Here is a 13,429-nt window from a genome sequence, read left to right as displayed (position 1 = left end):
TATTTATTCATCAATTCAAAGTTATTAACATTTTTATTAGCTATGAGTCTCCCCCTGCACCCCCTCTTTAATCATCATCATCATTATAGATATAATCTATTATACAAATCTAAAGGACTGCGCTCAAGGCGACAAATCGCTTTATTAGTGAATTTATTGTTAAAAATTCCCTTGTTTTAAATCGAACTCACGTTATTTAAGTAAGGCAGGAATGTCAATCCTTATTCCTCCCCTTTTCATTAGGGTATAATGCTGGCAAATTATCACTTTGAAAAATAGCTTTTGAATCTAAGTCTATGGCGGACAACTTCCCTTTGAATGCAGCACCTGTATCAATATTCCAAACATTACCGGCATGCATTGGGGTATCAGATTTAAAATTAGTAGTGGGCGTATGTCCTATATAAATTTCTTTATAATGTTTTAAACGGTTAGGATACATAAGAGAGTCTTCGCTTATATTACTGTCCTTTGTTAAGGCCATCTCCCAAAGTGTCCTATCAAAATAAAATGTTTCTTTGTACACTTCTTTTTCCACACCATGCATCGATGTAAAACCTGCGTGTACAAATAAACGATTTTTATCATCAATGTAATATAATGGCATGTTTTCAAAAAATGCTAAATGTTTCTTTTTTTCATCTTCAGAAAAAGGAGCATAACTTTCAATAGTTTCTTTTCCACCGTGCATATACCAAATAGGATCCACATCATCGGATCGCAACCAGTTCTCACACCAAACATCGTGATTGCCCTTTATAAAAACACTATTTATTTTTTGGGATAATTCTATTAAAAACTGAATGACCTGAGCCGATTCACTCCAACCATCTACATAATCACCCATAAAAATAAGGGTATCCCCATCTTTAATTTCAATTTTGTTCAATACTTGAATTAAAGCCTTTAAACCGCCATGAATGTCCCCTATAGCAAATATTCTCATGAGTATCTTTTTTTGGGTAAAAATAATTTTTTTTAAAAGCTTATAAAATTAAAATTACATTATTAATAATCGAATCCACATAAACTGTCAATTATATAAAAATCAACTTAATTATTCACCATAATTTATTAAGTTTATAATCTTATATAACATATAACGGAAATTATTTAATAAATGGAAATTAAAAAAGTATTGGTCGCTAATCGTGGCGAAATTGCGATAAGAGTTTTTAGGGCATGTGCAGAAATTGGCGTAAAAACCATTGGTATTTACACATTTGAAGACAGATATTCCCTGCATAGGCACAAAGCTGATGAAGCTTATCAAATAGGTGAAGACAATGATCCTTTAAAACCATACTTGAACATAAACATTATTATAAAAATTGCATTAGAAAGTGGTGCAGATGCTATTCATCCCGGTTATGGTTTTCTTTCCGAAAATGCAGATTTTGCACAAGCTTGTGAAGATAACAACATCATTTTCGTTGGACCAAAAGTAGCTGTTTTAAAGTCTTTAGGTGATAAAATCACAGCTAAAAAAGTGGCCCTAGATAATAATATTCCTATTATAAAAAGCAATATCAAGCCTCTAAACAATATAAAAACAGCTTTAAGTGAAGCTGAAAAAATTGGATTTCCTATCATGCTAAAAGCTGCTTCTGGCGGTGGTGGTAGAGGTATGCGCGTTATAAGAAAAGAAGAAGAGTTAAAAAGCGCTTTTAATGAAAGTAAACGGGAAGCCCTCAATGCTTTTGGAGACGATACCGTGTTTTTAGAAAAATTTGTAGAAAACCCAAAACATATTGAAATTCAAATTGTTGCAGACAACCACGGCAATATGGTACATCTATACGAGAGGGATTGTTCTGTACAACGCCGCTATCAAAAAGTCATAGAGTTTGCTCCTTCTTATGGTTTAAAAGAGGAAACCAAAACGGCCCTATACCAGTATGCCATTAACATTTGTAAAGCTGTAGATTATAATAATATTGGTACCGTAGAGTTTTTGGTAGATGCCGATGATTCGATTTATTTTATTGAAGTAAACCCTAGAATTCAAGTAGAACACACCGTCACAGAGGTAGTCACCAATATTGATTTGGTTAAGACTCAATTGTTTGTAGCAGGTGGATATAAATTATCCGATCAGCAAATAAAAATCGCCAATCAGGAAACTATAAAAGTAACAGGGTATGCTTTACAATGTAGAATAACTACAGAAGATCCTCAAAACGATTTTAAACCAGATTATGGGACTATTTCGGCATACAGAAGTGCTTCGGGGTTTGGCATTCGTTTAGATGCTGGAAGTATATACCAAGGGGTTACCATTTCCCCTTTTTTCGATTCCATGTTAGTTAAAGTTACTGCAAATAGTAGGACTTTAGATGGAGCCAGTAGAAAAGTAATACGTGCTTTATCCGAGTTTAGGATTCGGGGCGTAAAGACCAACATCCCTTTTTTGATCAATATTCTTAAGCACGATACTTTTAAAGAAGGAAAGGTAACGGTTAATTTTATCAAGTCAAACCCAGATTTATTTAATTTTAGCATACCCAGAAATAGAGCTACAAAACTGATCACTTACCTTGGTGATATCATCATAAATGGAAATGAGGACATAAAAAAATTAGATACATCAAAAACATTTGTAAAGCCTAAAATCCCAAAATTCGACGTAACGGCCAATTATCCTGAAGGCACTAAAGATCTACTCACAAAATTAGGTCCGGAAAAGTTTTCAAAATGGTTGAAGCATGAAAAAAAAGTTCATTTTACAGATACCACCATGCGTGATGCCCATCAAAGTTTATTGGCAACCCGAATGCGTACTTATGATATGATGAAAGTTGCAGAAGGTTACGCAAAAAACCACCCGGAAATATTTAGCATGGAGGTTTGGGGCGGCGCTACTTTTGATGTTTGCATGCGTTTTTTACAGGAAAATCCCTGGGAGCGCTTACAAATGCTTCGAAAAGCCATGCCAAATATATTGCTACAAATGCTTATAAGAGGCTCTAATGGTGTGGGTTACAAAGCGTATCCAGACAATTTAATAGAAAAGTTTGTAGAGCAATCCTGGGAACACGGCATCGATATTTTTAGAATTTTCGATTCCCTTAACTGGATGGAATCCATTGCGCCCTGTATTGATCATGTAAGAAAAAAAACAAAAGGTTTGGCAGAAGGTTCTATTTGCTATACTAGTGATATTTTAAATCCCAAAAACACGAAATACAATCTAAAATACTATACAAGCCTGGCCAAGGACATTGAAAATGCCGGCGCTCATATTTTAGCCATAAAAGACATGGCCGGCTTATTAAAACCCCATGCCGCTTTCGAACTTATTTCAGCATTAAAACAAAAAGTAAACATTCCCATTCATTTACATACGCATGATACCTCGTCCATTCAATCTGCCACCTATTTAAAAGCGGTAGAAGCTGGTGTAGATGTCGTGGATGTCGCCCTGGGAGGTTTATCTGGATTAACATCGCAGCCAAACTTCAACGCCATTGTTGAAATGCTAAGATTCGATGCACGGGAACCTTCTATAAATATAGATTCCCTAAATGATTACTCAAACTATTGGGGAGCGGTTAGAGAGTATTATTATCCTTTCGAATCTGGTTTAAAGTCTGGGTCTGGAGAAGTGTTTAAGCATGAAATTCCCGGGGGGCAATATTCTAACTTAAAACCACAAGCACAGGCTTTGGGCCTAGAGGACCGTTTTCATGAAATAACAAAAATGTACGGTGAGGTCAATCAGCTTTTTGGAGACATTATAAAAGTAACCCCTAGTTCAAAAGTGGTTGGGGATATGGCCCAATACTTAGTTAGTAATCGTTTAACTATTAAAGATGTACTGGAGCGAGGTCATAGCATATCGTTCCCTCAATCTGTTGTGAGCTTCTTTAAAGGCGATCTGGGCCAACCTGTTGGAGGCTTTCCAAAAAAACTTCAAAAATTAATTTTAAAAGACCAAAAACCATACTCAGATAGACCGAATGCCCATATGCCTCCTATAGATCTGGAAGAAGACTATAAATTGTTTAAAAAAACATTTGAGAAAGGGATGGGAAGACCCATTGACTTTACCGATTTTTTATCTTATAATCTGTATCCAAAAGTATTTACAGACGCCTATAACAAACATTTAAAGTATGGTAATTTAATGCACTTGCCTACTAAAAACTTTTTTTATGGCATGGATGTGGGAGAAAATATCATAGTTCCTATAGACAAAGGCAAAACCATACTCATCACCTTGGAATCTGTAGGTGAGCCTAATGCCCTTGGGATGGTTACCGTATATTTTAGGGTGAACGGACAAGGACGTAGTGTGGAAATTAAGAATAATGCCATCAAGGTAGACAAGGTTGAACATGTAAAGGCAGATAAAGCCAATGAAAAGCAAATAGGCGCTCCCTTACAAGGTATGCTATCTACCATTTTAGTGAAAAAAGGAGAGCAGGTGGCAAAAAATCAACCTTTGTTTATTATTGAAGCTATGAAAATGGAAACGACCATTACCGCTATTGAAAAAGGCACTATAAAACGAATTGTTTTAAAAGCTGGCACTATGGTGAATTCTGAAGATTTGGTATTACAGTTGGAATAATGCAAATTCCTGCGCCCGCCTGCCGGACGGGCAGAAAGGCAGGAATCTGCTTAAATAATAGAAGCTATAAACTAGTAGATTCCTGCCTTCGCAGGAATTTGTTAAAAATACTGTCCTATACCAAACACAAAACCCTTGGTTGCATTTTTGGTAATACCATAACCATAATCAATTCTAAAAATGGCATTATATATTTTTTTGTGAATAAAACGAAGTCCTAAACCTGGATATACCTTCACATTATCCGCTTTACTAAAATCACCAAAATCACCTCCCGGATTCCGCCATGTACCGCTATCTACAAAAGCATTCCCTTGTAAAACAAACCAGTTTTTTTCATATAGCGTATGGCGATATTCGGTATTAAGCACAATCACGCCTGTTCCTCTATCAATAGTATTACCAACACCTCTCACGTTTAAATTATTGTCCACGGAAAAGGGAGCAAATGGTGTTTCATCATTCGTTGATAGCCCCATTCTTAACCTGGAAGCCCAATTTCCTTTTGTCCCGACACGCTTAAAATAAAAGAAATCGTTCCAACCAATAAAAAAATCCGGTAACATATCATTGGTAGATGTTACATACTGGAAGTGAAACCGACTTCTAAATCCAGATATATATTGATAATAATAATCTAAGCTATTATACTCATAAATACCTTTTACCAGCCATTTACGTACATTCAATTCTGGCTTGTTATTAATATTTTCTCCTTTAAAGGTGTAATCTTCTACAAAATAATTTACTCCTAGCTCAAACCTGTTCTTAAAATTAAGCTCATACAAACCTAAAACCTCAAAAGACTTATTTCTATATTTATAGTTAGCCGTTTCATCTTCAAAAAAAACAGGTTCTTGAGTGGTTAAATCTTGATGGTTTACAGCCAGTCCCAGTCTATTTGAAAATAAATAAGGCGCCCTAAAATTTACAGCATAAGAACTATAAATGTCTTTTTGATAAAAACCACCGAATATCATATTTCTTCCCAGTAAATTAAACTCATAAAGCCCTAACCTGTAAGCAAACTCATCACCGTCTGTTGTATAAACATTTAAAGACGGAATGAGTGTAAAGTTTTCTTCAACATGATAGAATACATGGTATTGATTTCCTTCAGATGGAAAGATTTGATAATAAGCGTGTGCCACCGAAGGCAATCGTTTTAAGCGTAAAATATCCTGCTCCATAACCAAGGAGTCGAGCTTACTACCAGATTTAATGGTAGATATACTTTTTATGAACGATGCTTTCAGCTTTTTATTCCCTTGTATTTTAAGATCATGAACGGTATGTTCTTGGGAGAACAGACTAGACAACACCAAAATAAAAAAGGCAAAAAAGAGCACTGCTTTTTTCATTCAATTTTAAATGTTTTTAAAACAACCCAATTTACCCAATTATCTTCACTTACATCCATCAATGTAAAATTATATTCATTGAACTCACTTAAATTTTTACCATCTTTAACTTACCAATAATCATTGTATTGTGAATCATTTTAAATTAAATGCCCACATTGTGTTTGTTGGCTGTTACACCGAGATTTCACAGAGCTACACGGAGAAACCATTACCAAACCCTGCGTATCTCTGTGTCATTCTATAGGATCACAATCACTAGGGCATGGGGGCATAATACCAAATAAACTTCAAAATAACTGGTTAAATCCGTTTAGCTCACTATCTTTTATTTTTATAATTAGGAGTTCATGAATCTTCGATTTCTATTTCCTTTATTTTTCAATAAAAAACATAAACATAACTAGGCTATGCTTATGTTTTTTATCTCATCTAAAGAAAATATAATTCAAATTTATTACCAATCATTTTAAAATTCATTTGGTATAATTAAAACTATAGGCACACATTATATTTTATTTATATAGGCCATAATGCGCTTTTATCAAATCTTCCACCGGTTTGTTTTGGGGTGTAAACTGAGCATTGTTTTCTCCACCAGATTTATCATGCTTGTGGAACCATTTCCAAATAAATCCACCAGCAAACCAATCTTCTTTCCAAAACGTTTCAAACAATGCCTTGGTCGTATTCGTTTGTGCTTCCAGATTAACCTGTGCCATATCCCTATCACTTTTCCAAGGTTCTTTCCCAGAATAATCGACACTCCTATATCCAAATTCCGTAAATAAAATGGGTTTTTTATATTTTTCAGAAATGGTATTGATAACTTTTTTATGTTGCTTCCAACCTGTTAAACATGCTTCAACTGTTGGTGTTTTACTATCGCTAACGGGAAAATAAGCATCAACACCAATAAAATCCAGCAAGTCCCAAAAAGGGGTTCGTTTAAACTCATCCCAATTGGCGGCATAAGTTAATTTCCCTTTATAAACCTGTTTTATCTCGCCTATTAATTTAAACCAATAATCAGGTCTCTTATCAATAAACTTTTCCAGCTCGGTTCCAATACAAAAAATCTCTGCATTGACTTCATGGGCCAACTTCGCATATTCTAAAATAAATTTTGAATACGACGACTCTAAAATCCTCCAATTCGCTTCATTATTCATTTCTATATAGCCGGTAAACTCGCCATGCCAAACCCAAATTTGCGGTTTTAGCATGGTTTTAACCTTCTTTTTTCTAAGTTCCCGAATGTACTGTTTTACACCTGCATGAGTCTCTCCAAACCATTGCCCTTTTGTGTTAAACACCACCTCGGGATGTGACAGATCCCTAATAAACCCAAAAGGCATCACTGCCGCATAATTCGCATTTACATTAATTACGGGGTTAACATGATGGTGATTGATCGCTTCTCTTGCAGCTACAAAACTAACGCCATTAATCTTTTTAATTTGGGAATTGCAAGATTGAAGAAGCAGAAAAACCGTAAAGACAATGAGGAACTTGAATCTTTTCATATAGAAGTGGTTTCTTTCAAACTCCTAATTTACCATTATACCTATTGAATTTCAATATGACATCTAAATAATTTGAATTATTTTGGGATTTAATTGGTATTAACAAAATAATCCCTTGCTTGAAACGAACTATCCTTGAGGCATTCTTTTCAATTAAAACAACGCTCTTAAACCTAAACTAAATGTTTGCCCCAAGCCCTGAAAACTATTGCCCGTTACTATTTTTCCAAACGAAGCTTCCAGGTTTAAGGATGGTGTTAATTGATATTTCCCCCCAAAACCTAATTGAGTATAACGCTGAGAGAAATCGTTACCTAAATCAATTAAAAAAGCCTGTTGGGCATTAATAAATAATGTTGATTTATTTGAAGGGAAATAACTTAAAAAAGCGCTTAACGGTAAAAACAGACTATTGTTCGCAAAACGTTCGCTTACATTTTCGGTAACAGGATCGGCTTCTGAGGATTTTTCCCCGAAATTAAACCCAAAATCGGCCTCGGTAAAAATTTGCCAATCTCCACCTCCAAATGTTCTATCGAAAAAGAACTTTGTCTCCCAGAACGTACTTTTTTTATCCAAATAGGCCGCATTTGGGGCATCACTAAATATGGCAAAATAAACAGAACTTGTAAATGAAAAATTGGGGACATTAGCAAAAGGTTGTACTCTTATAGACGGTGCCATAGTTGTAAAACCACTTCTAGAATCAACTTTATTGTTATCAAAATCAAACACACTCAAAGCACCCTGACCTCCAAAAGTATTAGATCTAACTTGAAAAACGAAGCCAATATTTATTCTTGCATTATCACTTACTCCGGTGTAGATCTCAGTGGTATTGGTAAAAAAGTTTTGCCGTGCTATTTTTTGGGATTTACTCCCGCCATCCGTTTGTTCTGTTTGTGTATAAAGGCTATTAAAAAATTTAATATCCCATTGTCCTTTCTTCAACAACTTTGAAGGGGTATAGGTTTGAATATTACTTTTCCCTTGGCTTTCATCGTCTAATTCTTGCGAAAAACCAGAAAACGATATGGTCGTCATTGCCAGTAACGTAAATATGATGCTTTTCATTCTATTTTTGATTTGTTGTTCGTTCTTATTGTTTGTTTACATTCCAATTATATGGAAAGTAGCTTAGTTTGAAATTATCAGGTATTTTTTCTGTTCTATAGCCATTAATAAAATCTATTTCCGTTTTACCGTTCATGGTAAAATCCTTTTTATACCATGCCATAATTTGTGATACCCGAACGCGTTTCTTTTTAGTATTCACCTTTAAGAAACTACTGTTCAATGCTTGCTTTGTTTGCGCATCCATTTGCGAATTCAATGTCTCTGGCAGGTATGCCCTATTAATTAAAGGTGGACATCCTAAAGCACCGCACACCAATACGAAATGAAAACGGGCATCGTTAAATTGTGCTCTTAATAGTGTATGCTCAATAGCGTTTAAAGTGATTTTCTTTCCTGCCAAATTATAGGTGGTTTTATCAAAAAACCCAGTGTGGTCCAAAGGGGAGTTTGTTGGATAGTTATCTATAATGCCTTTTATTACCGATAAGTTATAAGCATTAATCCAAAATGCTTGATAGTTTTTAGCATCATCCTTTGATACAGAAATTGTTTCCGCTAATTTCAAAACCTCATGAAGCGATTCTTTATTGGAGTTAATTTTTGAATATGCAACTTTTCCGTCTGCTACATAAACCTTAAAAAAACTATCTGCCTTTTCAAAAAAAGTATTTAGATCCTGTGCAGAAAGCGACAGGCTTCCAAAATACATTAATACTAAAACACCTATATGCTTCATTTTTGTATCGTTATTGATTTTTAACTTTGCTTCAGTCTGAATGATCTTGACAAACTTTCAAAAAAAACAAAAAGTTTTTCGTTTCTAAATTTTGAACTCATCTTGATTTTTTGTTTTTAACCGAAATCGAAGATTCATGAACTCCAATTTATGATAATAAGAGTTAAGTGAACTAAAATGAGATGAAATTTATTCAGGTACAGTGTTTTTTGAAGGGCATAGCTGAGCTATGAATAAGAAAAACACCAAAATGTGGGTGAATTTCAGCTATTCTTGCCTGACGGAGCTACGGTGTACCCACAAATAAATAAACAAAATAATTATCATGATCTTTTTGCCATTGCCGCAAAAAGACCCAAACCTGCCTGCCGGTAGCTACGGTGTACCCACAAGTCATGATCTTCTGTCGCAGCCACAGATAAAAAGAACTCGCCCTATGTCCCTTGCTTTCTGTATAGGTTTGCCGCACCAGCCTTGCAGACCACTTTTTATAGAGCGCTCAGGTCTCCCTGCTAGCTGTTGGAAAAATACCATAGGACTGTCCCCGACCTTTCGGAAGGGGACCGAGCGTTTAAAAATAGTCCAGTGGACTATTTTAGCGTAGGTGCCAGACTGCGCGAAGGACTAAAAAGCTTCGAGGGACAGGAGCATTGGCGTTGGCCATGGCGGTGGGGCGACGCGAAGTTTTGGGCCCGGTTCTTCTCTGGCGGCAGCATGAGAAGAAATACCTCTCGAAAGGGCGTCTTTTCTTTTGTTACTTTTCTTTGGACGGGCAAAGAAACCGAAGATTCACGAACTCCAATTTATCAAATAAGATCAGTGAGCTAAAAGTAAGTAAAAAGGGTAATAAGCTTTTGTTCTTTATATTGAAAAAAGATGTGGGTACTCCGTAGCTGCCGGCCAGGCAGGTTTTAGGAAACAGAAAAAGTCAAACTGAGCTCTTTATCTTAAAACTTACAGTTAAAAGTAATTTATATTTATTCTAAATATGTGTCCTCACATTAAGTTCTTATCTTTAGTTGCGACATAAACCCTAACAACAACTAAAAATTCACAAAATACCCTTTACCAAATCGGCAGACTTGATCTATTATTTTGGCTAACTGTATTTTGACAATAAACAACAAATGGAGCACATTGTTATTATAGGAAATGGCATTTCGGGCGTGACAGCTGCAAGACATATTCGTAAGTTATCGGACAAACAGATTACCATGGTATCTGCAGAAACAGATTATTTCTTTTCGCGCACGGCACTCATGTATGTATACATGGGGCATATGACATTTGAACACACGAAACCTTACGAAGATTGGTTTTGGGAAAAGAACAGCATTAATCTTAAAAAAGGGTATGTTAAGCATATTGAAACCAAAAACAAGACACTTCATTTCTCAGAAGGTGATACTTTATCTTATGATAAACTCATTATTGCAACAGGCAGCAAACCCAATAAATTTGGATGGCCCGGGCAAGATCTAGATGGCGTTATGGGCATGTATCATAAACAAGATTTAGAAAATCTTGAAAAATATGCACCCAATAATAAGGTTTGTAAAAGAGCCGTCATAGTGGGTGGTGGCCTTATTGGTATTGAATTAGCAGAAATGCTTAACAGTCGTAATATCCCTGTTACTTTTTTAGTTCGAGAAGATAGTTTTTGGAATGGCATATTGCCAGAAGGAGAATCGACCATGATTAACAGACACATAAAGAATCACCATATAGATTTAAGGTTAAGCAACAATTTAAAAGAGATCATACCTGATGAGAATGGCAAGGTTAAATCTATAATCATAGAAGAAACCGGGGAGGAAATTGCTTGTAATGTTGTTGGTCTCACTGCTGGGGTGTCTCCTAATATTGATTTCATAAAAGATTCGGACATTGAAACCGGACGCGGTGTAAAAGTAAATCCGTTTTTAGAAACCAATATCCAAGATATATACGCCATTGGTGATTGTGCCGAACAACACGAAGGTATTAATGGGCGCCGCCCTATCGAAGCCGTATGGTACACAGGTCGTATGATGGGTGAAACGGTAGCGCAGACCATTTGTGGTAATCGTATGCAGTACAATCCCGGACATTGGTTTAACTCTGCCAAGTTTTTAGACATCGAATATCAAACGTATGGATGGGTATTTGCAAAGCCCCGGGAAAATGAATCCCATTTCCATTGGAAACATGCAGACGACACTAAATGTATAACGGTATGTTATGACAAAAAGACTAACGCGTTCTTAGGAATAAACACCTTCGGTATTAGAATGCAACATGAGATATTCGATACATGGCTTACAGAAAAAAAGGATGTCGATTATGTTATGAAGCATTTGGGAAAGGCCAACTTTGATCCAGAGTTCTATAAAACTTATGAAGCCGATATTTATGCTGTCTTTAAAAATGAATTACAAACCGTATAAAATATATCATGAGCAATAAATTAAATCACAGCATGTCTTTGGCAAAACCGGATGCTGTAGATATTTCAAACAAGCAAAAAGTAGCTTTGGCGATTGGTATAATAGGATTATTCATATTAACACTTGCTTTATTTAACACCCATTTTCCCCACAAAGGATTATTCTTGACCCTATCATTAGCCTTGATCTTTGCTGGTACAATAATCTATTCAAGGGATGCTTATTTAACCACATTAGAAGGCATAAAAAATGATGGCGTTTGGTTTAAATCCATATCGTCACGTGGTGTTTGGGGTTGGATTCTGGGGGTTATTTTAACAGCATTCTATATTGTATTGTATTTTTATCCGCAATATTTGGGATTGGGCAAAGATGGTGCAGAAAATACAGGCTTGGTTTCTCTTTTTGATCCTTTAAGCAATCTATTAAGTGGAAGAAATGCCAGTCAATGGTTTGTTTACGGAACATTATACACGGTAGCTATTTTGGCTTTTGGATATAAATTCATGCTTAAATACAGGCATAACAGATATCAACAATTACGAACGGCTTCTGTTATGTTTTTTCAATTAAGCTTTGCCTTTTTGATCCCGGAATTTATGTATGTCATGAATTCCGATCTGCCTTATTATGATCTTAAAAGCATATGGCCCCTTAACTATTACCTTTTTGATGAATGGTCTGTAAAAGCATTTCTCTCTAATGGAAATATTGGGTTAGGGCTCCTATTATTTGGGATCATTTCTATTTTTGTTATCACGCCCATATTGACCTATAAATATGGAAAACGCTGGTACTGTTCCTGGGTTTGCGGTTGTGGCGGGTTAGCCGAAACTGCTGGTGACCCTTTTAGACATTTATCTTCTAACAAAATGTCTGCTTGGAAATTAGAACGTTGGTTAATTCATACGGTACTGGTATTTTCTGTAGTTATGACGGTAGCCATGGTATATAGCTATTTAGGCTATGATCACAATACGTTTTGGCTAACTAGAGGCGTATTTATTAGTTTGGTCATGGGGTTTTTAACCTTAGTTTTTGCAGGGGTGATGTATTTTAAACGTCACGAACTTGGTAAAGATGCCAAATATGGGGCCATAGGTTACTTTGTTGTTATTGTATTACTGGTTACCATGCACTTAACCGGTACAAGCGAACATGTGCTCTTTATAAAGGGAAGTGACTTACGTGCTGCTTACGGGATCTATATAGGCGCTATATTTTCTGGAGTTATTGGCACCGGGTTTTATCCTATTTTAGGAAGTAGGGCCTGGTGTCGTTTTGGTTGCCCTATGGCTGCTATTTTAGGATTCCAACAGCGTTTATTTTCTAAATTTAGAATCACGACTAATGGCGGACAATGTATTTCATGTGGCAACTGTTCTGTTAGTTGTGAAATGGGCATTGATGTTCGTGCCTATGCCCAAAAAGGTGAAAATATAGTACGTTCTAGTTGTGTGGGTTGTGGTATCTGTAGTGCGGTATGCCCAAGAGGTGTTTTAAAGTTAGAGAACGACACGATGAAAGGACGTATTAACCCAACAGAAATACTGCTAGGAAACAATGTTGATTTAATGGATTTGGTTAATAATAAATAGTTTTCAGTCGCAGTCTGCAGTTTAGTTTTATTTGTCATTTTAAAACTAAAAGACAAAAGACAAAAGACAAAAGACAAATTAAGGTTAACCTGTCATGCTGAGATAAATAGTTTACAGTTTTCGGTCGCAGTT

General features: G+C 35.8%; 8 protein-coding genes. 3 read left to right on the top strand and 5 right to left on the bottom strand.

Translation table 11 applies throughout. The features are described 5' to 3' along the window. Positions 1-214: 214 nt before the first annotated feature. Positions 215-946: a metallophosphoesterase family protein gene (locus PQO00_RS12990; RefSeq protein WP_274185273.1), complete on the bottom strand. Its 732-nt coding sequence runs from the start codon at positions 944-946 to the stop codon at positions 215-217. A gap of 174 nt (positions 947-1,120) precedes the next feature. Here PQO00_RS12990 and PQO00_RS12985 point away from each other — a divergent pair, with 174 nt between their 5' ends. After that, a complete protein-coding gene (locus tag PQO00_RS12985) occupies positions 1,121-4,573 on the top strand; it encodes a pyruvate carboxylase (RefSeq protein ID WP_274185272.1) in 3,453 nt (1,150 codons plus the stop codon). A 101-nt stretch (positions 4,574-4,674) separates the two neighbouring features. On the opposite strand, the gene PQO00_RS12980 is transcribed toward PQO00_RS12985, so the two are convergent. The 4 genes from PQO00_RS12980 to PQO00_RS12965 form a co-directional block, all read right to left on the bottom strand. Next, a complete protein-coding gene (locus PQO00_RS12980) occupies positions 4,675-5,934 on the bottom strand; it encodes an outer membrane protein assembly factor (protein WP_274185271.1) in 1,260 nt (419 codons plus the stop codon). Positions 5,935-6,449: 515 nt separating this feature from the next. Further along, complete coding sequence (locus tag PQO00_RS12975; protein ID WP_274185270.1) at positions 6,450-7,460, bottom strand: glycoside hydrolase; 1,011 nt, start codon at positions 7,458-7,460, stop codon at positions 6,450-6,452. A gap of 153 nt (positions 7,461-7,613) precedes the next feature. After that, positions 7,614-8,534, bottom strand: a complete 921-nt coding sequence (locus PQO00_RS12970) for a hypothetical protein (protein ID WP_274185269.1) — start codon at positions 8,532-8,534, stop codon at positions 7,614-7,616. A gap of 25 nt (positions 8,535-8,559) precedes the next feature. Then, entirely contained in the window at positions 8,560-9,273 is a 714-nt protein-coding gene (locus PQO00_RS12965) for a DUF547 domain-containing protein (RefSeq protein ID WP_274185268.1), read from the bottom strand. 1,127 nt (positions 9,274-10,400) lie between these two features. On the opposite strand from PQO00_RS12965, the gene PQO00_RS12960 reads away from it, so the two are divergent. Together PQO00_RS12960 and PQO00_RS12955 are read left to right on the top strand one after the other, a co-directional pair. After that, positions 10,401-11,699, top strand: a complete 1,299-nt coding sequence (locus tag PQO00_RS12960; RefSeq protein ID WP_274185267.1) for an NAD(P)/FAD-dependent oxidoreductase — start codon at positions 10,401-10,403, stop codon at positions 11,697-11,699. Positions 11,700-11,707: 8 nt separating this feature from the next. Beyond that, complete coding sequence (locus PQO00_RS12955) at positions 11,708-13,297, top strand: 4Fe-4S dicluster domain-containing protein (protein WP_274185266.1); 1,590 nt, start codon at positions 11,708-11,710, stop codon at positions 13,295-13,297. The last annotated feature ends 132 nt before the right edge of the window (positions 13,298-13,429 follow it).

Origin of the sequence: Flavivirga sp. 57AJ16 (assembly GCF_028736925.1) — a bacterium.
Classification (GTDB): domain Bacteria; phylum Bacteroidota; class Bacteroidia; order Flavobacteriales; family Flavobacteriaceae; genus Flavivirga.
Note: the sequence above shows the minus strand (reverse complement) of the source record. Positions and strands in the feature narration are given on the sequence as shown.